A 25,808-nucleotide genomic window follows, 5' to 3' on the forward strand; every position below is an offset into this window, starting at 1 on the left:
GAACGGGGGAGATGAAATCCGGCTCACAAAGCCGGATTTCAAGAGACACTGAGTCGGGAAAACATCAGTTTTCCTGACGAATTGTCTCGGTGCTCCCCCGTTCCGTCCCATCCACGCCAAGGTCTCCGCCCCACCCAAATCACAGCCCCGCACCCCGGCACGTTTCTCCCCTCCCACCGCATCCGCCGCCCACACGACGCCCGCTTTTCCTCGTCCCCCCTCCCACCAAAAAACGGCCCCACAAGGAACCGTTTTTTCTCATCTTATAATACATTCTTCAACAGCATCAGCACCGGATTATTCTCCCGAATCCATGCCAGCGCCATATCGCCCTGGATCTGCTTCATGCATACATTCCCCCAGTGTGTCGCCTGAAAGCAGTACACCACCGCAAAGAAAATCCAGATCCACAGCACCGCACGCACGACACCAAGTCCTGCTCCTCCCATGCGGTTCAAAAAGCTGATCCCCGGAATCTCCGCAATCAATTCCACAATTTTCACCGCAATCGTCACGAAAACAACGGCAAGCACCAGCGTCAGAAAGAAAGCAATCCCTTTCATAATCTTTTCCGATACCGCCTTCGCCGCGTAGGATGCCAAACTGTGCAGCTGTTCCTCCTGGTACTCCCGCACCGCGCCGCTTCCGAGGATCTGGTTCACCAGCTCCTCCGGCACGCCCATGCTCTCCAGCCATTTCTTCTGCACATCCTGGTTTTCCCCCGACAGAAATTCATTGTTTTCAAATGTCTCTAAACATTTCTTCTCCACATACTGCGGCAGCGTTGTCCGCTCATTCAGCACATCCGTTACATACGGATTCATCCAGATCGCCAGTCCTGTCACCAGAATCAGGGACACCATGGACAGCACTGTCCGGACCAGCCCCTTTCGATATCCAGCCAGCGCGGAAAGAATACACACCGCAAGTAATACGTATCTCAGCCAATTCATGTTTTTCTTCTCCTATTTCAGCCGGATCATCGAAACGCCGTCCTCCTCCGCGAGCAGATACCGGTTCTGCCCCATGCCGAGGATCTCGTGAATCTGTGTTTCGCTGACCACGCCGCTGTACTTCTTTCTTCCATTTAAGGTATATACACACAGCTCCTGCCGGTTCGTCAGCAGAATCTGTTTTTCTTCTATCTGAAGGTTCTGGTAATAGAAATCCAGATTTTCATCCGCAAGCTGCTTTCCTTTCAGATTGTAGATTTTCATCCGGTAAGGATGATCGTCGCTCTCCCCGCGCAGAATCAGAACCACGCGGTCGTCCGCATACGCGCAGCTTAAAATTTCTCCATCTTCCGATACGCTCACCGTTTCCTTCGGCTTGTTTGTTCCTTCATAAACGCGGAAGCCGTTGTCAAAGAAGGCAACCCATGAGGATGTTCCCGCGGTTTCGATCTGCGGGCACAGCATATCGGTGTAGCTCGATGAGCTTGCAAGATTGTCCACCAGATCCTCGCCCCTGCTTCCGAAATTGTAGAAAGCGACCTGTGATTTCATCTTGCCGCCGTCTTCGTAAGCGTAGGAAACCGCCATCCAGAGTCCGTCCGCGGAAAGTGAGAGATCCATCGGATAGCCCGGGCTGTCCATGTTCGGGTGAGAGGAGGCGATCTCCGTTCCATCGGTATTATAGTATTTGATCCAGCTCTCCCCGTTGTTTTCCAGAATCGCCGCAACGACGCCCTGGCCTGCAACGGATGCTTTCACGATCGGATACGACGCGGTAATTTCGCCGGCCTTTCCATCGGCATCGTATACAACAATTTTGGTTCCGTTTTTATCGTAAATGGCAATTGCATCGCCGCAGGATATCATCTGCGGATTTTCCATGGTATAATGATCGCTCCAGAGGGTCTGATTTTCCCGGTCGCGCAGTTCGATGCCGTCGATACCGTAGCGCACGATCTTATTTCCGGATTTCTGAAACATATACGTATCGGTGTCCTCGGTCTCTGTTGCCTGTACTGTGTCGTATCCCTGAAAAGTACGCAGCTGAAGCCATACCCCTGTACCAATTCCGGCCGCGAGAATGGCTCCTGCAAGGATTCCAACGGTGATCCGGCGTCTGCGTTTTCTTTTTCTGTTTTCTGCTTTATACTCCTCAAGATCCCGGACTTTTGCTCCGTTCTCCTGTTCTTCTCTGTTTTTTCCGTCCATTTTCATTCCCCTTATGTTCTTTTCGGACTTATTTTCTGCCGCCCTTTCGGCCGCAGTTTGATTCCGCTCTAGTGTACCATATTTTTCTCTATTTTGGGAGGTATATTTTCTGCCCCGCATATATGAGATCTTCCACCGCGATCTGGTTCAGTTCGCAGATATCTTTCACTCTGCTCATCGTTCCGTAATATCTCTCACTGATTTTCGAGAGGCTGTCCCCCTTCTGTACGGTGTACTCCTGCCAGACCTGCGCGGCGGTTTCTGCCGTCTCACTGCCGGAAGCAGTTCCCGGGGCGGACGATGGCTCTGCTCCCGGTGCTGGATCTGTCTGCACCGTACCGGTATTGTTCTCCGCTGCACCAGTCTGCTCCCCGCCGGATGTGCTTTGCTCTCCGCTGCCTGCCGGATCCGTTCCGGATAAATTCTGCTCCTCACTTACCGCCGCGCTCCCGCTCTCATTTTCCGTTTCCAGTTCCGTTCCTGTGCTTTCCGGTGTCGAAGTATTTTCCCCTGTGTTTCCCTCTTCCGCCGCTGATGCTTCCGCTGCACTCTCCGCCGTCTGTGTCTTCTCTCCCTGTACGTTTCCCGCCACTGCTACCGTCTGCTCCTTTGTTTTCCCCGGAAACGGCAGCGCATCTCCGTATTTCTGCGTCACCGTCACAAGAAGCGCCGCAGCCGCGCATGCTGTCATCGCATAGAGGATCGGCTTTCTGTGATCGTGTTCCGGCTCCTCCCCGCTCTTCTCCTCAATCATCTTCCGAAAATCGCTGACAGCGCGGTCGGGCACGCTCTCTCCGTTTTCGATCGACCGGTTCTGATTCTGATCGATCAGATACGACTGCATCGGCTCATTCTTTTCATAATAAATGTAAAAGCCTCCCGTGCTCCGCAGGGTGCCGCCCTCGTACGTATAGAAGGTTTCCTCTTTTTCCTGTCCGTTGACGCGGAACAGCGTCTTGTCATTTCCGCCGAAGTGGTTCAGATGCGCTCGGATGATCTGTTCATTCAGATCCTCCCCGTATCCCGGAAGAGAAAGTGCCCAGCCGAGGATCTGCTGGTTTTTGAAATATTTTTCCATCACATCGTGGACCTCCGTCCATACTGCATCATCGAAGACCAGGTGATCCGGCGCCGGCTCCATCGTATGAATCGCGGCCGCGCTGCGGATAAAAAAGTAGGAAATTCCGTCCGCCCACTTAAATTCACCGAACAGCATGGCGGCACGTCCCTCTGGTGCGGAAAAATATTTTTTCAGAAAGGTTCCGACATAATCTTCCAGATAAATCCGCTCCCTGCCGTTCGTATCACCGACCTGGCGGATATTTTTCGGCAGATGAAAGTATCCCTCGTTGCCGTTCGCCTGCTCTTTGTTTTCTTTATAGACAATCTCAATCATGCTTTTCACCCCTTTTTGCCTACTTTATCACGGATGTTCCGCGAAAAAGATCGTTTTGGGGCAGGGCTGTCACGGTTTTTTCCGACTGTTTTCCCGTTTTTCTGCACCGGAGGGCATGTCATGTTTTTTTCATTGCAGGAATAGTTTATACCATATACGGTTAAACTGTGGATGATTCTTCTGAAAGGCAGGTACCGGTCATGTTTCGAAAAAAAGACGCCGAAGTTTACTACATCAATGAGCGAAGCCGCAGCGCCAGCGAAGAGCTGGCGTCGCTGTTTTCTTACTGCATTCAAAAGGACGGACGCATGTTCCGTGAACTGGTATTTCTCTGCATCGGAAGCGACCGGATCACTGGGGATTCCTTAGGACCGCTGATCGGGTACCAGCTTTCGCCGTACTGCAGCCGCATTTTTCATGTCTATGGAACGCTGGATGACCCGGTGCACGCCCTGAATCTACCGGACCGGATTTCGTACATCCATTCCCGCCACCCGGAGGCACTGCTCGTTGCGATTGATGCTTCGCTTGGTTCGCGGCGTCATCAGGGATACATCACGATCGGAAACGGGGCGATCCGGCCGGGCGCGGGGGCAGGGAAGACGCTGCCCGAGGTCGGGGATATTTTTATCACAGGCATTGTGAATGTATCGGGCAGTTTTGAACAGCTTCTTCTGCAGACAACCCGGCTTGCCACGATTTTCCATATGGCGGAATCCATCTCGCAGGGAATCCTGCTCGCCTGCCGGGAACTTGAGGCGGCCGGGACAAGCGAACTTCTGCTTTAAGAAAAACTGCAGACAGCAAAACAGGCAGAGACTGCACCATTTTCCGGTGTGGCCTCTGCCTGTTTTCTTTTGTCATTTATTTCGAAAAATCTTATTTACAGAACTCTTTTACCTGCTCGTAAACGCCCTCGCCGTCGAGTTTGTATTTTGCAAGAAGAGCGGCTGCCGGGCCGGACTCTCCGAAGACGTCCTGTACACCGATTTTTTTCACCGGAACCGGGCATTTCTCTGCCAGTGCATCGCAGACTGCGCTTCCAAGTCCTCCGATCACCGAGTGCTCTTCTACGGTTACGACTTTGCCGGTCTCTTTTGCTGCTGCAACGATCAGCTCCTCATCCAGCGGTTTGATGGTGTGGATGTTGATGATCTTGGCATCAATGCCGTCTGCGGCAAGTTTCTCTGCTGCTTCCAGAGCGGAGCTTACGCAAAGGCCTGTTGCAACGATGGTGACATCCTTGCCTTCACGGAGAACAACGCCTTTTCCGAGCTCAAATTTGTAATCCGGTCTGTCGTTGATCACCGGCACTGCCAGACGTCCGAAACGAAGGTAAACCGGTCCGTTGTATTCATAAGCTGCTTTCACGCAGGCTTTTGCCTCTACATCATCTGCCGGGTTCAGGATGACCATGCCCGGGATGGTTCTCATCAGGGCGATATCCTCGTTGCACTGATGTGTTGCGCCGTCTTCTCCTACGGAAATTCCGGCATGGGTAGCACCGATTTTTACGTTCAGATGCGGGTATCCGATGGAGTTGCGTACCTGCTCAAACGCACGGCCTGCGGCAAACATCGCGAAGGTGCTTGCGAACGGAACGATGCCTGTGGTGGAAAGGCCGGCAGCGATTCCCATCATATTACATTCTGCGATACCACAGTCGATGTGACGGTCCGGATATGCTTTTTTGAACACACCAGTCTTGGTTGCTGCTGCAAGGTCAGCGTCGAGTACGATCAGATTGTCATGCTCTGCGCCAAGTTCAACCAGTGCATTACCGTAACTTTCTCTTGTTGCGATTTTCTTTACTTCTGACATAACGCTTCACCTGCCTTTTCCAGTTCTGCCATAGCAATTGCGTATTCTTCATCGTTCGGAGCTTTTCCGTGCCAGCCTACCTGGTTCTCCATGAAGGAAACGCCTTTTCCTTTTACGGTCTTTGTGATGATGGCGGTCGGCATGCCTGTTACGGTGCGCGCCTCATCAAATGCAGCTTTCAGCTGATCGAAATCGTTGCCGTCCGCTACGTTGATTACGTGGAAGTTGAATGCCTCGAATTTTTTGTCGATCGGGTACGGACTGTTGACATCTGCTACGTTTCCGTCGATCTGAAGTCCGTTGTTGTCTACGATCACAACGAGGTTGTCCAGATGTTTTGCTCCGGCAAACATGGCTGCCTCCCAGACCTGACCTTCCTGGATTTCACCATCGCCAAGAAGTGTATAAACACGAAATGCTTTGTTCTGCAGTTTTGCACCGAGTGCCATTCCGACTGCTGCGGAGATTCCCTGTCCGAGGGAACCGCTTGACATATCAACGCCCGGGATATGTTTCATATCCGGATGTCCCTGCAGATAAGATCCAAGATGGCGAAGGGTCAGCAGATCTTCTTTCGGGAAATAACCTTTTTCAGCCAGTGCTGCATACAGTCCCGGCGCTGTGTGGCCTTTCGAAAGTACAAAACGATCGCGGTCCGGATCTTTTGGATTTTTCGGGTCCACGTTCATTTCTTCAAAATACAGATACGTGAAAATATCGGCTGCAGACAGAGATCCGCCCGGATGGCCGGCCTTTGCTGCATGAACGCCGCTGACGATCCCTTTGCGGATCTCATTGGCCGTCTTCTGAAGTTCTAACTTGTTCATGTCTTTTCTCCTTGTTTAGTTGAATCGGAATCAAAAGCTGGAAATATCGCTATTGTTCACTTTGTTCACAATACCATATTTCCAGCTTTTATGCAATCATGTTTAGGTCTTATTCGCCGAATACAGCTTTGTAGTCAGCCTGGAATTTTGCGATTCCGGCGTCGGTCAGAGGATGTTTGGTCATCTGTACGATTACGTTGTATGGAACAGTTGCAATGTCTGCACCAGCCAGTGCGCAGTCGGTTACGTGGATCGGGTTGCGGACACTTGCTGCGATGATCTCGGTGTCGATGCCGGCTACGTCGAAGATCTCAACGATTTCACGGATCAGATCAACGCCGCGGGTGCTGATGTCATCGAGTCTTCCAAGGAATGGGGAAACATAAGTTGCACCTGCTCTTGCAGCCAGAAGTGCCTGGTTTGCGGAGAAGATCAGGGTTACGTTTGTCTTGATGCCCTCTGCGCTCAGAACTTTAACAGCTTTGAGTCCTTCTACGGTCATCGGGATTTTAACAACCATGTTTGGATGGATGGCTGCGATCTCACGGCCTTCTTTGATCATGCCTTCTGCATCTGTTGTGGTAGCTTTTACCTCGCCGCTGATCGGTCCGTCTACGATCTCGGTGATCTCTTTGATGACCTCTTTGAAGTCACGTCCTTCTTTTGCGATCAGGGACGGGTTGGTGGTAACGCCGCAGATAACGCCCATGTCGTTTGCTTTTTTAATGTCCTCTACTTTTGCTGTGTCGATGAAAAATCTCATGTTGTTTTTCCTCCCATATTCATACTTTCGTAAGGTTTCGGGGCCTGTTGTTTTCCGCAGAACGGCTCCGTTTTTCTGTTATCTCCAGTATAGATATGTTTGGTTTTTCCGTCAAGTCGGCCTCATTTTTATTAATTAATTTTATTATTTATAAATACTATTTTATAAATTACTCTGGCGGATTTTTTCTCATTTTTTCCGGTTTTTCCTTTTCTTTGTGTTTTCCCGGTTTGCGTCGGAGCTGTTTTATTCAAAATTATTAATAATAATTTCAGCCGTCCTATTTATTTTTTAATTTTTCGGTTCTTGCATACGAAGTGCTGCGCCGCACGATCAGTTTCGGCTCATACTCGACATGATACGTGCTTAAGGGTTCATTGCCGTCCTGGCTTTCCCGAAGAGACTGGATTTTCCGCAGGATGATATCGCACGCATCGCGGCCCTTCAATGGCACATAGTGGTCAATCGTCGTCAGGGAAATCGAGCGGAAGCTGGAATAGACGGTGTTGTCACATCCCACTACGGAAATATCCGCCGGAATGCGCAGTTTGCTCTCGAGCACGGCGTCCATGATCCCGAACGCGATCATATCATTCATGCCGACGATTGCCGTAAGGTTCTTGTCCTCCCGCAGCAGTTCCTTCGTCAGATAATAGCCCATCTTGTACTCAGAATCCATGCTCGGGATCACCTCGTCGAGGTCCTCATCCGCCGATTTGACGATCACGCCGTGGCCGTATCCTGCCTCCTCAAACTCGCGCACAAAGCCCTCCACGCGTTTCAGGCGCTGGCCCTGTTTGGAAGTCAGCGGAGGTGAAACAAACGCCACATGCCGGTGTCCCAGTTCCAGCAGGTGGCGTGCCATCAGCCTGCCGGGTTTTGCATTGTTCAGCTCGACCGCATCAATTTCCAGCAGCTCTTCTCGGTTGTTGATGATGACAAGCGGAATCTCCGCGGCCAGCTCCTCCACTTTTTCCTTGCAGCTTCTGCTCGGATTGCAGGTGTAGATAATTCCGCGCGGGCGCACACTCTTCATCATCCGAAGATAATTCTCTTCGATTTTCAGGTCCCTCTGCGTATTGCAGACAAAGACCCCGTAATTCTTCTCTTTTGCAACTTCTTCGATGCCGTGCAGCAGCATCACATAGTAAGGATTCGTCAGCGTCGGACAGAAGACGACGATCAGCTTGTTGCCGTTCGACTCTCTTCTCATCTTCCGCCGCGGAATCTGGTAGCCCAGCTCTTTTGCCGCCGCCTCCACTTTTTCTACTGTTTCCCGCGAGAACGAAACGTTTTCCCGCCGGTTCAGGATCATGGAGACCGTCGCCTGGGATACGCCTGAGGCTGCTGCGACATCACTGGATGTCACTTTTTTTCTGCCCATAATTACAGCTCCGTTCTGCCCTCTAACGCACGCAGAAGGGTGACTTCGTCAATATTTTCCAGATCGCCGCCCACCGGAACACCGCTTGCAATCCGCGTCACCTTGATGCCGGTCGGCTTGATCAGCTTGCTGATGTACATGGCCGTTGTCTCGCCCTCCAGGCTGGAGTTCGTGGCAACGATAACCTCCGAGACATCGCCCTGGAGGCGCTGCATCAGCTCTTTTAACCGGATGTCGTCCGGCCCAATCCCCAGCATCGGGGAGATGGCCCCGTGCAGGACGTGGTAAACGCCGTCGTATTTTCCGGTTTTTTCATATGCCGCAAGATCCTGCGTCGTCTCCACCACCATGATCACGCTGTGGTCGCGCTTGACATTTGCGCAGATCGGGCACAGCTCTTTGTCGGTCAGGGTCTGGCAGCACTTACAGTACTGGACATGGGATTTTGCTTCTGTGATCGAATCGGCCAGCCGTTTTGCCTGGTCGGCCGGCATATTCATAATATGAAAGGCCAGTCGCTGTGCGGTTTTCACACCGATGCCAGGCAGATGGGACAGCTGCTCGATCAACTGATTGATGTATCCGCTGTAGTAATCCATCAGAACGGGAATCCTCCGCCCATGCTGCCGAGTCCGCCGGCAAGTTTGCCCATAGCTTTGGCTGCCTCGTCCTCAACTTTGCGCAGTGCTTCGTTGGTTGCTGCCATGATCAGATCCTCGAGCATTTCTACGTCGTCCGGATCTACGGCATCTTCGCTGATTTTAACTTTGGTTACTTCTTTTTTACCGGAAATGGTTACTTCTACGGCTCCGCCGCCTGCTGTCGCAGTGAACTCTTTCTCCTCCAGTGCTTTCTGGTTCTCTTCCATCTGCTTCTGCATTTTCTGAGCCTGCTTCATCAGATTGTTCATGTTGCCCGGCATTCCTCCCGGGAATCCTCCTCTTTTTGCCATGGTAATATCCTCCTGAAAAATTTGTTTTTAATTTATTCTTCCCCGTCGTCGAAGTCGCTCTCGTCGTCCTCCTCGACCGGGATTCCATGAATCGCCTGCGTCAGTGCATCATCCACGGAAATCGTGGAGAGCGCGGCGTTTGCATGCTGGTCTGCTAAAATGAGCTGGACCTCTACGGTTTTTCCAGTCATCTGTTCAATAATGGTGCGGATCTCATCGGCTGCCTCCGGCCGCTCAACGTAGATGGATGCGAGCTGGTCTGCAAACTCAACAAACAGTTTGGCGTCGCCCGTCTCGCTGTTGTATTTCGGAACGGCGCTCTGCAGAAACTGGCGGAACATGCCGCTTGTCTGGCCGACAATTGCCTTCCAGGACGCGCTGATGCGCTGTAAATCCGCCGGTGCGGCTTTCACTGGTGCCGGTGCACTCTGCGGTGTTTCTGCCGCCGCATAGCCGTCTCCGGCCGCTCCGGAGCCTCCTGCACTGCCGTTTCCTGCTCCCGGTGCATTTGTCACCATCATCGGGATTCCGCGCTCCATTTTTTCTTCGAGAATCCTAAGACGCTCCAGCACGGATTCGAGGTTCTGCTCCATCTGCGGTTTGCAGAGTTTGACGAGCGCCACCTCAACGAGCACGCGCTTCTGCGCCGCATAGCGGAGCTGGCCGGAGAGCTCGGATAAAACGCGGATATAGTGGATCAGCGTCTCATCGTCTACCATCGTGCTCTCTTCTTTTAAGAGCTTCAGGTTTTCTGTAGAGACGTCGAGCAGTTCTTCGGTTTCATCTGCGCTTTTTACCAACAGCAGATTCCGCAGATACCACGTAAAGTCGGTAACGAACTGTCCCAGCTCTTTTCCGCGGTTTAAAAGGGTTTCCAGCGTGCGGATGCTTCCCGTTACATCCCCGGCGAGGATCGTGCGGAGCATCTGGCTGAAGATTTCGGTATCAACAGTTCCGAGAACCTCAAGGACTTTATCGTACGTCAGCTTCTGCCCGAGGTAGAAGGCGATGCACTGGTCCAGGAGGCTTAACGCGTCTCGCATGGATCCGTCGCCCGCCTTTGCGACGTAGCGGATGGCTTTTTCTTCGACGTCCACGCCCTCTTTTTCCATCAGTTCACTAAGACGCGCCGCAATGGTGTCGATCGTGATGCGGCGGAAATCGTACCGCTGGCATCTGGAAAGGATCGTCACCGGGATTTTGTTTGCCTCTGTGGTCGCCAGAATGAAGATGACATAGGACGGCGGCTCCTCCAGGGTTTTTAAGAGTGCATTGAACGCTCCGGTAGAAAGCATATGCACCTCGTCGATGATATAGACTTTATACCGTCCCTGTGTCGGCCGGTAGGCTACCTCCTCACGGATTTCACGGATGTTGTCGACACCGTTGTTCGATGCCGCGTCGATCTCGATGACGTTCGTGGAAACGCCCGCCAGAATCGCCTTACACGTCGGACATTCGTTGCACGGGCTTCCGTCCACGGGATGTTCGCAGTTGACCGAGCGGGCGAGAATCTTGGCGATCGTCGTTTTTCCTGTTCCGCGGGTTCCGCAGAACAGGTACGCATGACCGATGCGGTCCGCGCGGATCTGATTTTTTAATGTTGTTACAATGTGATCCTGTCCTTTTACATCCTCAAAGGTGGAAGGACGGAATTTTCGGTACAGAGCAGTATAGCTCATAAAATTTTTCTCCTTTTATTGCATCGGCATGGAAGCCTGCCGCCGGCAGTTTCTTTTGGACAGCAGTGCAACAGAAGAACGGAGACCTTGTTCTTCTTGCTTTAAGGCCTCCGTTCTTTTTCCTTGCCTTTTTTCGGGAACGCATCAATCGCCGAAGCTGATTCCCATCCGTTTTGCCTGCAGGACTTCCTGTGCATTCGGATCTACGGTCTTTAATTTTCCGGCGCACTCGCCCAGCGGAATTTTCTTTACTTTTCCGTTGACCATTCCGACCATGTAGCCGTACTGTTTGTCCAGAATAAGCTGTGCTGCCTCGGATCCGAGTCTTGTGGAAAGGACACGGTCATACGGACACGGGCTGCCGCCTCGCTGCATGTGGCCCGGTACGGTGACGCGGATTTCCATGCCTGTCTTTGCCTCGATCTCTTCTGCGATCTTGTAGGATACGGACGGGTATTTCTTTGCGATTTCTTCCTGACGTTTTTTCAGCTCTTTCTTCGGAAGTGCTGCGTCTTCTTTTGCAATTGCACCCTCGGCAACGGCAAGAATGGTGAATCCGCTTCCGCGCTCTTTTCGTCTGTTGATGGCCTCGCATACTTTTTCAATATCGTATGGAATTTCCGGAATCAGGATAACGTCTGCGCCGCTTGCGATTCCGGCGTACAGCGTCAGCCAGCCTACTTTATGACCCATAACCTCTACGATAAAAACTCTCTGGTGAGAGGAGGCTGTTGTATGGATGCAGTCGATCGCATCGGATGCAATATTGACGGCACTGTAGAAACCGAAGGTCATATCCGTTCCGTAGATATCATTATCGATGGTTTTCGGAAGATGGATAATATTCAGTCCTTCCTCTCTCAAGAGGTTTGCTGTTTTCTGGGTTCCGTTTCCGCCAAGAATGACAAGGCAGTCCAGAAGGAGCTTGTGGTAGGTATGCTTCATTGCTTCCACTTTGTCCAGACCGTTTGCATCCGGGGTACGCATCAGCTTGAACGGCTGACGTGAGGTTCCGAGAATAGTTCCTCCCTGTGTTAATATACCGGAAAAATCTTTTGCACTGAGCATGCGGTAATCGCTGTAGATGAGGCCTTTATAGCCGTTCATGAATCCGTATACTTCGAGATCTTTTACATTGTTTGCAAGGCCTTTTACGACTCCGCGCATGGTCGCATTTAATGCCTGGCAGTCTCCGCCGCTTGTTAACAGACCAATTCTTAACATATGACTTTTCCCATCCTGTTCTTTATTAGATTTTCACGACTGCTTCTTGTTTCTTGGCAGTATTATGGAATGTTTACATTATACCCTATTTTTTTCGTTCTCACAATAGTTCGGGGGAAGAAAGCGCGGGAGTTTCTATTTTTTGTACGAAAAAAGGAAGTCTGTGGTTCAGGCTTCCTTGGATTTTCTTTTTTATGCGCGCCGCACTTCGAACTCTCACCACGAACGTTACTCCTACAGCCTACTCGGCCCAGGCACCCTCACGGCACACAGGAGATTCCACTTAGTGCTGCTGCATTCCTGCCCTGACACGGTTCATGGAGTCCTGTTGCGTAAGACCCAGACGTCAACGTCACTTATAGAAGGCAGCTTCGCAATGAAAAAGCCCTCGGATTGGCATCACCCCCGCTGTAGCGGATTGCGGGTACAGGGCACCGCTATCTCCCCGGCTGCGCATTGTTTAGTATACGGGATTTCGGAGGGGATGTCAAGGAATTTGTGAATTGAAATATTGGTATAGCACGAGTATAATTTATAGTAAGGCCAGAAAATAACGCAAAAATTCAGTACCGCAGAGTGTGAACGACTGCTTTTTTCATTATTTTCAAAATTTGCTATCGATAATTTTTTGAAAATGATACATTTTTTTCTTATAGAAGGAGGATGGACGAATGATACGAGTTACGGTCTGGAATGAGTTTCAGCATGAGCGAACGCAGGAGAAAGTGAAAGAGATTTATCCGGACGGGATTCACACCTGTATTGCAAAGTTTCTGAGACAAGAGGAGGAGCTTTCGGTTCGGACGGCTGTGTTTGACGAGAAGGAGCATGGGCTGACGGAAGAAGTGCTGGCAAATACCGATGTGCTGGTGTTCTGGAATCATATGCTGCAGGAGGAGTTCTCGGACGATGTGGCCGAGCGGGTTCGGCGTCATGTGCTGGCCGGAATGGGGCTGGTAGTCCTGCATTCAGGGCATTATTCCAAGATTATGCGGAAGCTTCTCGGAACAAGTATGACGCTTCGGTGGCGGCATGGGGATCGTGAGAGACTGTTCTGTACGTGTCCGACCCATCCGATCGCGCAGGGAATTCCGGCATGGGTGGATATTCCGGAGGAAGAGATGTATGGGGAGTTTTTTGATATTCCCAAACCGGATGATGTGGTATTTACGGGATGGTTTGCAGGCGGTGAGGTGTTCCGCAGCGGATGCACCTTTACACGTGGGCTGGGCAAAATTTTCTATTTTCAGCCGGGACACGAGGAATACCCCATTTACCATATGCCGGTGATTCAGAAGATTATCAAAAATGGGGTGCGCTGGTGCGTTCCTGTAGTACGAAGACCGGCACCACTGGATAATGCATGGGTGAATCCATCTACAGAGGAAGTGTATCTTTCTTCACACCAAAAATAGCAGCTGCAGTTTACCGATATCTGTATCCCGTTTGATTTTTTCAAAACAGGGGTCTGATTTCACGATCAAAAATGTTCTGCAATACACGGATGGAATCTGCGTACACATTGCATAAATCAGGAGGAAATGTTATATGAGAAAGCTTTCCGTTTTTTACGAACACATTCTACAGGCGTGTGAGCAGTCCGGTAAGACGATTCCGGAAGTGCTCGCGTTCTGCAGGGAGCAGGGAATTTCGGCTGTTGAGATGAACTACAGTCTGTTTGCATCAGAAAGAGAGGTCATTGCCCCGATGCTTTCCGATGCGGGGCTGGTGATCAGCTGTATGCATGAAACCTTTGATTTTTCCCATGATACGGATCTTGGCAGAGCACAGCAGATGCTCGATACTGCGGCATCGCAGCAGGTTTCGCGTGTCCTGTTTGTTGCAGGCGCGCTTGAAACTGCCGAAGCGGCAGAGCTTGCAGCCTGCAGCAGCACCTATGAGGCAACGAGTACTTTTATGGCCAAAAACAAATCGATTCAAAATATGGTACATGCGCTTTCCTCACTCGCCGAATATGCGGCTTTACGTGGCGTTTCGATTACCTTAGAGGACTTTGACGGTTTTTTACAGCCGTTTGCACGCACATATCCGCTGCTCTGGTTTATGGAGCACGTGCCGGGGCTGCGGTATACGCTTGATATCGGAAATTTTGCTTTCAGTGATGAGGATGTTTCGTATGCTGCCTGGCTTCTGAAGGATTATATTGTCCATGTTCACTGTAAGGATCGTGCCGAAAGTCCGCTCGTTCACGGACGTTTCTGCCGCGGCCTTGGCCAGACACCGGCCGGAACGGGATATCTGCCGATGGCAAAGCTTCTTACAGATTTAGAAGCGTGCGATTACGACGGTTATCTCGCCATCGAGCATTTCGATGCACCGGATCAGTTATCGTTCATCGAACAGTCCGCAGCGTTTCTGCGCCAGTGGGTTTCCGAATAATTCCGCCTCTTTCATAAGCGCTCTGATTTTCGGAAAATTTCGTATTTCCGGGGAGAAATTCAGCAAGGAAAATATGTCGAAAAAATTCTTTACTATCTTTGGTTTTTTCGTATCTTTTCCTTGCTTTCCAGGGAAAACATGGTAAACTAAATTTGAAGCTTTTTGAGAAGGCATGATTCGAAAAGCAAATCTAAAACAAGAGGGTTTTAAAGTAATGGGAGAAATTATTATTCCGCAGGGTTACAAATCTGCATTAAACCTCCACGATACACAGGTGGCAATTAAAACAGTAAAGGATTATTTCCAGCATGAGCTGACACATCGTCTGCATCTGCTCCGTGTAACAGCTCCACTTTTTGTACAGCCGGAAACCGGCTTGAATGACAATCTGAATGGCGTAGAACACCCGGTTTCTTTTGAGTTAAAGGATCAGGGTACCAAGAAAACCGCTGAAATTGTTCAGTCTCTGGCAAAATGGAAACGGTATGCACTTCACAAATACGGCTTCTCTGAGGGAGAAGGCATCTACACCGATATGAACGCCATCCGCCAGGACGAGGTGACCGACAACATTCACTCCGTTTACGTGGATCAGTGGGACTGGGAAAAAATCATGTCCCCGGAAGAACGCAATCTTGATTTCTTAAAGAGTACCGTAAAAGATATCTATGAGGCACTGAAAAACACGGAAAAACATATGGCAGACCAGTACGACTACATCGAAACCATTCTGCCGGATGAAATTTTCTTTATCACTTCCCAGGAACTTGAGGATCGCTATCCGGATCTGACTCCAAAGGAAAGAGAGTATACAATCACCAAAGAAAAAGGTGCTGTCTTTATTATGCAGATCGGCGGCGTGCTTGCTTCCGGAGAGCGTCAGGACGGACGTTCCCCGGACTACGACGACTGGTCCTTAAACGGCGACCTGATCGTTTATTATCCAGTGCTTGACATCGCTCTTGAGCTCTCCTCCATGGGTATCCGCGTCAACGCAGATGCTCTCCGCGCTCAGTTAAAGGAATGCGGATGCCAGTCCCGCGCGAAGCTTCCCTTCCAGAAATCCATTCTGAACGGCACTCTCCCGCAGACAATCGGCGGCGGTATCGGACAGTCCCGTATCTGTATGTTTTTCCTGCGCAAAGCGCACATCGGAGAGGTACAGTGCTCGGTATGGCCGATGGAGACACGAGAGGTGATGGATGTGATGAATATTCAGCTTCTGTAAGATTGGTTTCGAATAGACTATTACTGTAAAAGGGATACGTTTCCTGTCCGCCCGTTTTCAGGGTATGACAGAAACGTATCCCTTTTATATTTTCCTGCATTGCTGCTGCATTTCGTCCTTACATCAAATCTTTTTCTGCTTTTCGCGGTTTCAGAACCGTTCTTCCAAAAGCGCAAGCAGTTCCTCTCTCTGAAAGGATGCTGTCTTAATTTCATCACCGGAAAGGATCTCTTCCGCCAGCTCTTTTTTCATCTGCTGAAGCTTGATGATTTTTTCCTCGATGGTTCCTTTTGCAATCAATTTGTATACCGTCACAACATTTTTCTGCCCAATACGATGTGCACGGTCTGTCGCCTGATTTTCAACTGCAACATTCCACCATGGATCGTAATGTATGACGATATCCGCGCCGGTCAGGTTCAGGCCGGTTCCGCCTGCTTTTAGGGAAATACAGAATACAGACGTGTCATCCCGGTTGAACTGTTCCACCATTTGTGCACGCTGCTCTTTTTTCGTGCTTCCCTGCAGGACAAAGTAGCTGATGCTTTCTTCCTGCAGACGCGCGGTCAGGATCTCGATCATCGAAGTGAACTGGGAGAACAGCAGGATTTTGTGGCCGGATTCCACGGCACTCTGAATCAGCTCGATGCAGAGATCGAGTTTTGCCGAACCGCCTTCGTAATTTTCGTAAACAAGCGCAGGATCACAGCAGAGCTGACGCAGCCGCGTCAGTTCAGAGAGCACCTGGAACCTGGAATCGGCAAATTCTTCCTCTGTCTGGTTCTGCAGCATAAGCGCCAGCCGCTGGGCATGTGCATGATACAGCTCCTTCTGCTTCTGTTCCATGCAGGCAGCCATATTTTTCTCAATTTTATCCGGCAGATCCTTCAGCACTTCCTTCTTCAGACGGCGCAGAATAAACGGACGGATCATCTTTTGCAGACGTTCTAATCTTTCTTCGTCGCCGTTTCGCACAATCGGAAGTTCAAACTGCTCGCGGAATTTCTGATATCCATAGAGGAATCCCGGCATCAGATAATCAAAGATGCTCCATAGTTCACTTAACTGGTTTTCTACCGGTGTTCCGGTTAATGCCAGGCGGAACGATGCATGGATCGTTTTCACAGCTTTTGCTCCCTGCGTTGCGTGATTTTTGATGAACTGCGCCTCATCAATGATCTCGCAGAAGAACGGGAGATCCTGATACAGTTCGATATCGCGGCGGAGCAAATCGTACGAGGTAATCAAAATATCCTGCATACCGGCATTTTGGATCATCTCTTTCCTCTGTTCCTGTGTGCCGGCGACGAGTCTCGTCTGCAGCTCCGGAGCAAAGCGGGCACATTCGCTCTCCCAGTTATAGACGAGAGATGCCGGTGCAACGATCAAAGAACGACGATTTGCATCTTCGGGTGCTTCCTGCATTTCAGATAAGAGAAAGGCGATGGTCTGCAGCGTCTTTCCAAGTCCCATATCATCCGCCAGAATACCGCCAAAGCCGTTCTGGCATAAGGTTTTCAGCCACCAGAATCCTGTTTTCTGATATTCACGGAGCTGTGCCTGCAGATTGTCCGGAAGTTCAAAATCGTTCTCCTCTGCAGTTTTCATATTTCGGATCAGCATACGGAACTCGCGGTTTTTCTCAACCTGAAGATCATCCTGCTCTTTTAAACGGGTATCGAGGTAGAGTGCTCGGTATTTCGGAATTGTGATCTCGCCGCTCTTCAGCTTTGCCTCGGAGATCTGCAGATTTTCCCGCAGTTCCGAGAGAACGCGGATACCGTCCTCGTCCATATCCATAAATTCACCGGTCCTCAGGCGGTAAAATTTCTTTTTCCGGTCATATTTTGAAAGAATCTCTGCCAGTTCCTCCATGCCAAAATTGCCCGGATTCAAATGAAGTTCCAGTACATTTTCTGCGAGGGATACACCGACAGAAACTTTCGGGGACGGGATGACACGGATCGCTTTTAACCGGTCAGAAACAAAAATTTCGCCCAGTTTCTGCAGATCTTCCATACCGCTGCTTAAAAACTCATACATCTCATCGGCTCCCTGGAGAAGCATCTGATGTTTCCGCGCATCATAAGCGCTGAAACAAGATCGAACGAGCTGGTTTGCCGCCGCTTCTTTCCGTACATCACGGCCATGGGAAAGCTGATGGATATCGTTTGCATCTGCAAAAACATTGTATTTTTTCTCGCCATAGACAGCCAGAAGTTCGCAGGTAATCATATCATGCTGCGGCGCATCCAGATAAATCTGAAATTCCACCTGCGGCGGAAGATACTGCTGTAATTCCAGCTTTTCTTCTTTTTTTACCTTAAAATGTTCCTCCAACACCGGAAGAAGTCCCTGGCAGAAGGTCGGGATATCTTCTTTTGCAATTTCACAGACTCCGTCCGGACATCGCTCCATATATTCCAGGAAGTCGCAGACTTCTGCTATCTCTTCCCTTGGGATTCGGTAAATTGTATTTTTTTCTGAAAGAAAATACAAATATTTTCTGCCATAAAAAATGGGATCCGCATACATCTGTACCTTTAGGCCATCTGCTTTCCGTAAAAGCTTCATTTCATACTGCGGCATCCCCTCCTGGCAGTGCCACAGTTTTTCTTCTCTCCAGTTCGTACGACAAAAGAACTCCTGGCTGCCAACAGCCTCAAAAAATTCATCCATATTCTGCACAGAAATCATCACATAACGGTCATCAAAGCAGGACGCATAGCTGCCGGTACCTATCTGATAGCATGAGCCGCATTCCATGGTATATGCGCTCAGAAATTCTACCATCGGACGGCTTTCTTCTTCAAAAGCATCCATACAGTGCAAAAAAGAAAGCTGCGCACCGTAGCTGACCGTTTCCATATTTTTTACAGCTGCTGTCATTTTGGAAACACTTTTTAATACATACATCCTTTTGCTTCCGATTTTAAATTCTGCCCGAAAGGAATCGTCAAACTGGCTCTCCAGATGAATTTCCAGTTTAACCTGACCTGCTTTTGCTTTCGGCAGAAAAGCAACCTGATCCCGCATCACATAATGTGAAAGCAGTTCAGAAAAACCGGGGCTTGTCTCTGCTTTTGGTGTTGGTTTTACTACTTTTCTGACAATTTTATGTTCTCCCTGGAATTCTTTCATTCCTTTTTTCACGCCGACAGCACGAAGAAGCTGCTCCAGTTCCTGATGTTCTTCGTCATTTCTCACTTTTTCTTCCAGTTTTTTTCTCTCTTTTTTCCGCCATTCAAGATAGTACAGCAAAACAGCGACACAATGTTTGCACAATCCCCAGTACTGCTCATGTGCCGGACAATCACAATCATCTTCCATAATTTCAGACATTTCTTCATCTACAGAAACGCTGACACAATACATATTTTTTCCGCTTCCGTCTACGACAGCTGTAATTTTATGCAGTTGATATCCGAAAATATCCTCCATTTCCTGTACCTGAAAAGCATGCACTTTCTGTTCTTCATAGATCTTTTTTCCACGGTTATATGATACGGAATTCGTCTCCTGTTTGATGTCCGCCTTTGTAATCATGCTGGTAAAATCCTTTCTGTTCTATCTTTTCCCATCATTCACAATTCGTATTTTACAGATTCTGGTTTTGATCACATCCGACAAGCTTCTCGGAAAGCTCTTTTAAAATATTTTCCTGATATCCCGCTTTTCCTGTTTTCCTTACCAGTTCCGCCGTTTCTCTTAATAACGGGTGCCAAATGTGTTCCAGCTTTTTTCTGCCATTTTCTCCAAATACTTCTTTTGAAAGACTGTTCCGGTAATCCTCTGGTGACATTCCAAAGAATTGGATTCTGTTTCCGAACCGCTGCCAGAGTCTGTCGGCAATTCCGATCCCATCCGGGTCAAGATCTCCACTGTAGTAAATGGGAATCCCACTCTGTACGATCAACGAAATCAGTTTTAATGCTGCATACCGCGGCTGTCCCGACGTACACAGCAGCGACACATTCTTTCCCTGCACCTGTTCCATAAGATAGCTGAATACCATTTCGTTTTCCACAATGTATACACACGTTCCGACAGGCTGTACTTCTGTAATACCCTTCAGATTTTCCATGGTAAGCACATACGGTTCCCCGCATCGGCAAAAGGCTTCATATGCTGGATGCCATATCTCCTGTTTTTTCAAACGAATTCCAAACGCATGTACCATGGAAGAAATATTATCCGGCACAACTCCCACGCACTGCAGCAGTTCTCTCCATTGCATTCGGTACTGATAAATAAGAGGTTTCATCAATTGCCTCCAAGTAGTCCATCCTTTTTTCCTTTCTTATTCTCTTTTATTTCAACTAATAAAAATTATATCATATCCTGCTATATATGATAAGTTTCTTTTGGTTAAAAACAGAAAAACCCCGGCCGCCTTACGGCGCCGGGGTCTCTTACGTTTGAGCACAAGTATCTTTCGATACAATTATATTTTATTTAGAATAGTCTACCGATAATTAGTCGATCAGAGTAGCAACACGGCCTGATCCAACGGTACGGCCACCCTCACGGATAGCGAAGGTAAGACCCTGATCCATAGCGATCGGGTGGATCAGTTCGATGGTCATCTCTACGTTATCGCCAGGCATGCACATCTCAGTTCCTTCCGGAAGAGTGATAACACCTGTTACGTCAGTTGTACGGAAGTAGAACTGCGGACGATAGTTGTTGAAGAATGGAGTATGACGGCCACCCTCGTCTTTTGTCAGAACGTATACCTGAGCGGTAAATTTGGTATGGCAGTGAACGGTACCTGGTTTAGCCAGAACCTGTCCTCTTTCGATCTCTGTTCTCTGAACACCACGAAGCAGAGCACCGATGTTATCACCAGCCTGAGCCTCATCGAGGAGTTTACGGAACATCTCGATACCAGTTACAACAGTTTTCTTGGTCTCTTCTTTCAGACCTGCGATTTCAACTTCCTCATTCAGATGAAGAACACCAGCCTCAACACGGCCAGTAGCAACAGTACCACGACCAGTGATGGTGAATACGTCCTCTACAGGCATGATGAAATCTTTATCAGTGTCACGCTGCGGATCCGGGATCCAGCTATCTACTGCATCCATAAGCTCCATGATTTTATCTCCCCATGGGCCAGCCGGATCTTCCAGAGCTTTCAGAGCAGAACCCTGGATGATCGGAGTGTCATCTCCCGGGAAGTCATACTCGTTCAGCAGCTCACGAATCTCCATGTCTACCAGCTCAAGCAGCTCTTCGTCGTCTACCATATCGCATTTGTTCATGAATACAACGATGTAAGGTACACCTACCTGACGGGACAGAAGGATGTGCTCTTTTGTCTGAGCCATAACACCATCTGTAGCAGCTACTACAAGGATAGCTCCGTCCATCTGTGCAGCACCAGTGATCATGTTCTTTACATAGTCAGCATGGCCTGGGCAGTCAACGTGTGCATAGTGTCTTTTCTCTGTCTGATACTCAACGTGTGCAGTAGAGATTGTGATACCACGCTCTCTCTCTTCCGGAGCTTTATCGATATCTTCGAAGTTCTCAGCAGTGTTTCCTTCTACTCTGGTAGAAAGTACTTTTGTGATAGCTGCGGTCAGAGTTGTTTTACCATGGTCAACGTGGCCGATGGTACCAATGTTACAATGCGGTTTTGTTCTTTCAAATTTAGCTTTAGCCATTTTAAAATGTCCTCCTTAAAATTGCGCCCAGTGGGCTTTTTTGAGACTAAATTGGTGGCAGGAACCCACCTGAATCGTAAACCTGCTAAGTCTGATTATATTGCATTTCCGTCTTATTTGCAAGGAAAATCTCAGAAAAATAATACTTTTAGGCTGTGCAGCCTTTGACAGCTGCACACCCGACTATTTTTCTTACATTATTTTGCTTTTGCAGACAGAACTTTTTCCTGTACGTTTTTCGGAACCTGCTCGTATTTATCAAAGAACATGGAGTAGTTACCACGTCCCTGAGTTTTAGAACGAAGGTCTGTTGCGTAACCGAACATTTCAGCCAGCGGTACGAATCCACGGATCATCTTTCCGCCGCCGATGTCATCCATACCCTCGATACGACCACGACGGGAGTTGATATCACCGATAACATCACCCATGTAATCTTCCGGAGTGGAAACTTCGACTTTCATGATAGGCTCAAGAAGAACCGGAGCACCCTTCTGCATAGCTTCCTTGAATGCCAGAGAACCAGCAATGTGGAATGCCATCTCAGAAGAATCGACCTCATGATAAGATCCGTCGTATACATTTGCATGAACACCGACTACCGGGAAGCCTCCCAGGATACCGGCTTTCATAGCCTCTTCGATACCTTCGCCTACAGCCGGGATATACTCTTTCGGAATAGCTCCACCGACAACGGTAGACTCGAATTTGTAAATCTCTTCGCCGTTTGCATCCATAGGCTCGAATTTAACTTTACAGTGACCATACTGTCCACGTCCACCAGACTGTTTTGCATATTTGCTGTCGATGTCTGCCGGTTTGGTAATGGTCTCTTTGTATGCAACCTGCGGAGCACCTACGTTAGCCTCTACTTTGAACTCACGAAGCAGACGGTCAACGATGATTTCCAGATGCAGCTCACCCATACCAGCGATGATGGTCTGACCAGTTTCCTGATTGGTGTGTGCACGGAAGGTCGGATCCTCCTCAGCCAGTTTTGCAAGGGACTCGCCCAGTTTGCCCTGGCCTGCTTTTGTCTTAGGCTCGATAGCCAGCTCGATAACCGGCTCCGGGAACTCCATAGACTCAAGGATTACCGGATGCTGCTCGTCGCAGATGGTATCACCTGTGGTGGTGAACTTGAATCCGATTGCAGCTGCGATGTCACCGGAGTAAACTTTGTCCAGCTCCATACGTTTGTTTGCATGCATCTGAAGGATACGTCCAACACGCTCTTTTTTATCTTTTGTTGCATTCAGTACGTAAGAACCGGAGTTCATGGTTCCTGAATACACACGGAAGTATGCCAGTTTACCAACGAATGGGTCTGTCATAATCTTGAATGCCAGTGCGGAGAACGGCTCCTCATCGGAAGAATGTCTTACGATCGGGTTTCCGTCCAGATCGGTACCCTCGATTGGCGGGATATCGGTCGGAGCCGGCATGTACTCAAGGATCGCATCCAGGAGTTTCTGAACACCTTTGTTTCTGTATGCAGAACCGCAGCATACCGGTACAGCTGTACACTCACAGGTAGCTTTACGCAGAACTGCTTTCATCTCGTCTACAGACGGGATATCATCATCCAGATAACGCATCATCAGCTCATCGTCCAGCTCGCAGATTTTCTCTACCAGCTCGGTGTGATACAGCTCAGCGTCGTCTTTCATATCTTCCGGGATATCAACGATGGAGATATCATCGCCCTTATCGTCGTTGTAGATGTAAGCTTTCATCTCGAACAGATCGATAATTCCCTTGAACTCATCTTCCTTACCAATTGGAAGCTGAAGGCAGATAGCATTTTTACCAAGTCTGGTCTTGATCTGATCTACAGCGTTGTAGAAGTCAGCACCAAGGATGTCCATCTTGTTGATGAATGCCATACGCGGTACGTTGTAGGTATCAGCCTGACGCCATACGTTCTCAGACTGAGGCTCTACACCACCTTTTGCACAGAACACGCCGACAGCGCCGTCCAGTACACGAAGAGAACGCTCTACCTCTACGGTAAAGTCAACGTGGCCTGGGGTATCAATAATGTTGATACGGTGCTCAAGAGCGCCCGGTTTCGGCTTGCAGTTCTCTTCCAGAGTCCAGTGGCAGGTTGTAGCAGCTGAAGTAATTGTGATACCACGCTCCTGCTCCTGTTCCATCCAGTCCATGGTAGCAGTTCCTTCGTGAGTATCACCAATCTTGTAGTTAACACCGGTATAGTACAGGATACGCTCGGTCAGGGTTGTTTTACCTGCATCGATGTGAGCCATAATACCAATGTTTCTGGTTCTCTCTAATGGATATTCTCTTCCAGCCAACGGATTTTCCTCCTCTTAGAATCTGTAGTGAGCAAATGCCTTGTTAGCCTCTGCCATCTTATGAACTTCTTCTTTCTTCTTCACAGAAGCACCTGTGTTGTTAGATGCATCCAGAATCTCGTTTGCCAGTCTGTCTTCCATGGTACGCTCGCCTCTCTTACGAGAATAAGCGGTCAGCCAACGAAGGCCAAGAGCCTGACGTCTGTCCGGTCTTACCTCGATCGGTACCTGATAAGTAGCACCACCGATACGTCTTGCTTTTACTTCAAGAACCGGCATGATATTGTTCATTGCTTCTTCAAATACTTCGATTGCTGGTTTTCCAGCTTTTTCTTCTACTTTAGCAAATGCGCCGTATACGATTTTCTGGGCAACGCCTCTCTTACCATCCAGCATGATGTTGTTGATCAGCTTGGTTACCACTTTGTTATTGTATAACGGATCTGCTAAAACATCTCTTTTCTGAGTATGTCCTTTACGTGGCACGTTACTTCCCTCCTTAACCATCATTCGATTAAATCATCGGTACTCACACTTATTTGCAGTATGTCCGCGCGTGTAAATTCTCTATAAATCCGCAGCCGTGGGGATTTATGGAATAACGCACAACATTTCGCTTTTTTTGTGATACTAGATATATCTCGAACTCGTTTTACTTAATTATTTCTTTTTCGGTCTCTTAGCACCGTATTTAGAACGGGCCTGTTTTCTGTTAGCAACACCTGCAGTATCAAGTGTACCACGGATGATGTGGTATCTGGTACCTGGCAGGTCCTTAACTCTTCCTCCACGGATCAGAACAACGCTGTGCTCCTGAAGGTTGTGACCTTCTCCTGGGATGTAACTTGTTACTTCGATTCCGTTGGAAAGACGAACTCTGGCGATTTTACGAAGAGCTGAGTTAGGTTTTTTCGGTGTAGCAGTTTTAACAGCTGTGCACACACCTCTCTTCTGAGGAGAAGACATATCTGTGGATTTCTTTCTCAGAGAATTGTAGCTTTTCTGCAGTGCCGGCGCGGTAGATTTCTTTACGGAAGTCTCACGGCCTTTTCTTACTAACTGGTTGAATGTTGGCATTCCATTTCACCTCCTGATAGATTTCTCCGTGTGTCCCACGGGGTTTCATACGGCTGCTTTTGTTCAACATAAATGCTTTGCAGCTTTTTGCGCGCCAAAAGAAACAGTCTTTTACGCACGCTCGTTTATTATATCGTCTGTCCTATCAAAAGTCAAGGGGAAAATTCGTAAAAATCGCGTGTTCACGCGGCTTTTTGCGGATTTTCCCCATTGCTGCATTACTATATAAAAGTGTTTTTTCTTCCTATTATATTCTCATCCAATTATTTTCTGACATTTTTTTCGTCAGAACGTGTACACGAAAGAATCCTGCTTTGCAGGCTTTCAGACTTCACCGGCTGCGGCGGGTCGCTTCAGCGATATAAAAACGAAACCGGCTGTTTGCGGAAATGATTTTTCAGACATACTCTAAAGCGGACGGTCTCGAAAGCCCGGGCACGCATCACACCGTTTTGGTTTTTCCTCACTCTGTGCATTTCCCCAGAGCTCGCGCGCTTTTTCCTCTGCGCAGCCCCTGCACCAGGGAAACATACGGATGTTGCTGATGTAGAATCTTTGAAAGGTTATCTCATCGTTGTTGATGTCAAACTGCTGTTTTCCCGACAACTCCTCTACATGTTCCGCAATCCATGCCTTCTGCCCTTCTGTCGCCGGGTGTCCCGGTCCGCCGAGCACATAATCCATATCGGCATGGAGATTTTCCGGTTCACCTGGTTTGTGGAAGCCCACAAATAAAATATATCCCCGGCGCAAAAGCTCCTGAATCGGCTCGTCCGTCTGACCTTCCGGGCCTAGAATTGCCCGCGCGGTCTGCGCATGAAAATTTTCTGTTTTTGGATAGAATCTTCCCGTTGGTGCTAAAAATCCATCTGCCATGCTTTTATCTCCCATATATTCTCATATATTCT

Annotated in this window: 22 protein-coding genes and 1 other RNA gene; 4 read left to right on the plus strand and 19 right to left on the minus strand. The window is 49.0% G+C overall.

What is annotated here, in order from left to right; translation table 11 throughout:
• Positions 1 to 263 precede the first annotated feature (263 nt).
• From DWW13_RS14725 to DWW13_RS14735, 3 genes are all read right to left on the minus strand, one after another.
• Positions 264 to 953 (minus strand): CvpA family protein, encoded by a 690-nt coding sequence (locus DWW13_RS14725; protein WP_055265670.1) that lies wholly within the window; start codon positions 951 to 953, stop codon positions 264 to 266.
• A 12-nt stretch (positions 954 to 965) separates the two neighbouring features.
• Positions 966 to 2,162, minus strand: coding sequence for a DUF5711 family protein (locus tag DWW13_RS14730; protein ID WP_055226860.1), 1,197 nt, complete (start codon positions 2,160 to 2,162; stop codon positions 966 to 968).
• Between the two features lie 88 nt (positions 2,163 to 2,250).
• On the minus strand, positions 2,251 to 3,558 hold the full coding sequence (locus DWW13_RS14735; RefSeq protein WP_055226858.1) for a LysM peptidoglycan-binding domain-containing protein: 1,308 nt from the start codon (positions 3,556 to 3,558) through the stop codon (positions 2,251 to 2,253).
• A 200-nt stretch (positions 3,559 to 3,758) separates the two neighbouring features.
• Between DWW13_RS14735 and yyaC the strand changes: the two genes are divergently transcribed.
• Entirely contained in the window at positions 3,759 to 4,346 is a 588-nt protein-coding gene (yyaC, locus tag DWW13_RS14740; RefSeq protein WP_055226856.1) for a spore protease YyaC, read from the plus strand.
• A gap of 91 nt (positions 4,347 to 4,437) precedes the next feature.
• Here yyaC and DWW13_RS14745 read toward each other — a convergent pair whose 3' ends face one another.
• The 9 genes from DWW13_RS14745 to ffs all read right to left on the minus strand — a co-directional run bounded on the left by DWW13_RS14745 (position 4,438) and on the right by ffs (position 12,668).
• Positions 4,438 to 5,379, minus strand: a complete 942-nt coding sequence (locus DWW13_RS14745; RefSeq protein WP_055219295.1) for a transketolase family protein — start codon at positions 5,377 to 5,379, stop codon at positions 4,438 to 4,440.
• Complete coding sequence (locus DWW13_RS14750) at positions 5,367 to 6,206, minus strand: transketolase (RefSeq protein ID WP_055219293.1); 840 nt, start codon at positions 6,204 to 6,206, stop codon at positions 5,367 to 5,369. The genes DWW13_RS14745 and DWW13_RS14750 overlap by 13 nt, the downstream gene beginning before the upstream one ends.
• 109 nt (positions 6,207 to 6,315) lie before the next feature.
• Positions 6,316 to 6,969, minus strand: coding sequence for a fructose-6-phosphate aldolase (fsa, locus tag DWW13_RS14755; RefSeq protein WP_022463272.1), 654 nt, complete (start codon positions 6,967 to 6,969; stop codon positions 6,316 to 6,318).
• A gap of 280 nt (positions 6,970 to 7,249) precedes the next feature.
• Positions 7,250 to 8,353 (minus strand): LacI family DNA-binding transcriptional regulator, encoded by a 1,104-nt coding sequence (locus tag DWW13_RS14760; RefSeq protein ID WP_117761711.1) that lies wholly within the window; start codon positions 8,351 to 8,353, stop codon positions 7,250 to 7,252.
• A gap of 2 nt (positions 8,354 to 8,355) precedes the next feature.
• Positions 8,356 to 8,952: a recombination mediator RecR gene (gene recR / locus DWW13_RS14765; RefSeq protein ID WP_022463270.1), complete on the minus strand. Its 597-nt coding sequence runs from the start codon at positions 8,950 to 8,952 to the stop codon at positions 8,356 to 8,358.
• A complete protein-coding gene (locus tag DWW13_RS14770) occupies positions 8,952 to 9,305 on the minus strand; it encodes a YbaB/EbfC family nucleoid-associated protein (protein WP_022463269.1) in 354 nt (117 codons plus the stop codon). Before DWW13_RS14770 ends, recR begins: the two co-directional genes overlap by 1 nt.
• Before the next feature lie 32 nt (positions 9,306 to 9,337).
• Entirely contained in the window at positions 9,338 to 10,987 is a 1,650-nt protein-coding gene (gene dnaX / locus DWW13_RS14775; protein WP_055265662.1) for a DNA polymerase III subunit gamma/tau, read from the minus strand.
• Positions 10,988 to 11,131: 144 nt separating this feature from the next.
• On the minus strand, positions 11,132 to 12,211 hold the full coding sequence (locus DWW13_RS14780; RefSeq protein ID WP_022463267.1) for a 6-phosphofructokinase: 1,080 nt from the start codon (positions 12,209 to 12,211) through the stop codon (positions 11,132 to 11,134).
• A gap of 194 nt (positions 12,212 to 12,405) precedes the next feature.
• An RNA gene (ffs, locus tag DWW13_RS14785) (signal recognition particle sRNA large type) lies at positions 12,406 to 12,668 on the minus strand.
• Positions 12,669 to 12,882: 214 nt separating this feature from the next.
• Between ffs and DWW13_RS14790 the strand changes: the two genes are divergently transcribed.
• From DWW13_RS14790 to asnA, 3 genes are all read left to right on the plus strand, one after another.
• The gene (locus DWW13_RS14790; RefSeq protein WP_022463266.1) at positions 12,883 to 13,626 is read left to right on the plus strand and encodes a ThuA domain-containing protein; all 744 of its coding nucleotides are present in this window, start codon (positions 12,883 to 12,885) and stop codon (positions 13,624 to 13,626) included.
• 133 nt (positions 13,627 to 13,759) lie between these two features.
• A complete protein-coding gene (locus DWW13_RS14795) occupies positions 13,760 to 14,611 on the plus strand; it encodes a sugar phosphate isomerase/epimerase family protein (RefSeq protein ID WP_118720452.1) in 852 nt (283 codons plus the stop codon).
• A gap of 214 nt (positions 14,612 to 14,825) precedes the next feature.
• Positions 14,826 to 15,839 (plus strand): aspartate--ammonia ligase, encoded by a 1,014-nt coding sequence (gene asnA / locus DWW13_RS14800; RefSeq protein WP_022463264.1) that lies wholly within the window; start codon positions 14,826 to 14,828, stop codon positions 15,837 to 15,839.
• A 150-nt stretch (positions 15,840 to 15,989) separates the two neighbouring features.
• Here asnA and DWW13_RS14805 read toward each other — a convergent pair whose 3' ends face one another.
• The 7 genes from DWW13_RS14805 to DWW13_RS14835 all read right to left on the minus strand — a co-directional run bounded on the left by DWW13_RS14805 (position 15,990) and on the right by DWW13_RS14835 (position 25,776).
• Positions 15,990 to 19,385: a DEAD/DEAH box helicase gene (locus DWW13_RS14805; protein ID WP_118720454.1), complete on the minus strand. Its 3,396-nt coding sequence runs from the start codon at positions 19,383 to 19,385 to the stop codon at positions 15,990 to 15,992.
• Between the two features lie 52 nt (positions 19,386 to 19,437).
• A complete protein-coding gene (locus tag DWW13_RS14810) occupies positions 19,438 to 20,103 on the minus strand; it encodes a DUF2399 domain-containing protein (protein ID WP_055226843.1) in 666 nt (221 codons plus the stop codon).
• 211 nt (positions 20,104 to 20,314) lie between these two features.
• On the minus strand, positions 20,315 to 21,508 hold the full coding sequence (tuf, locus tag DWW13_RS14815; RefSeq protein ID WP_022463261.1) for an elongation factor Tu: 1,194 nt from the start codon (positions 21,506 to 21,508) through the stop codon (positions 20,315 to 20,317).
• 197 nt (positions 21,509 to 21,705) lie between these two features.
• Positions 21,706 to 23,823 carry an elongation factor G gene (gene fusA / locus DWW13_RS14820; RefSeq protein ID WP_022463260.1) on the minus strand — a complete coding sequence of 706 codons (2,118 nt, stop codon included), beginning with the start codon at positions 23,821 to 23,823 and terminating at the stop codon, positions 21,706 to 21,708.
• A 15-nt stretch (positions 23,824 to 23,838) separates the two neighbouring features.
• The gene (rpsG, locus tag DWW13_RS14825) at positions 23,839 to 24,309 is read right to left on the minus strand and encodes a 30S ribosomal protein S7 (RefSeq protein WP_022463259.1); all 471 of its coding nucleotides are present in this window, start codon (positions 24,307 to 24,309) and stop codon (positions 23,839 to 23,841) included.
• 174 nt (positions 24,310 to 24,483) lie between these two features.
• Positions 24,484 to 24,900 (minus strand): 30S ribosomal protein S12, encoded by a 417-nt coding sequence (gene rpsL / locus DWW13_RS14830; RefSeq protein WP_022463258.1) that lies wholly within the window; start codon positions 24,898 to 24,900, stop codon positions 24,484 to 24,486.
• A gap of 408 nt (positions 24,901 to 25,308) precedes the next feature.
• Positions 25,309 to 25,776 carry a hypothetical protein gene (locus DWW13_RS14835; RefSeq protein ID WP_117802594.1) on the minus strand — a complete coding sequence of 156 codons (468 nt, stop codon included), beginning with the start codon at positions 25,774 to 25,776 and terminating at the stop codon, positions 25,309 to 25,311.
• Positions 25,777 to 25,808 lie beyond the last annotated feature (32 nt).

It is taken from the genome of Blautia sp. AF14-40 (assembly GCF_003479665.1).
GTDB lineage: Bacteria > Bacillota > Clostridia > Lachnospirales > Lachnospiraceae > Fusicatenibacter > Fusicatenibacter saccharivorans.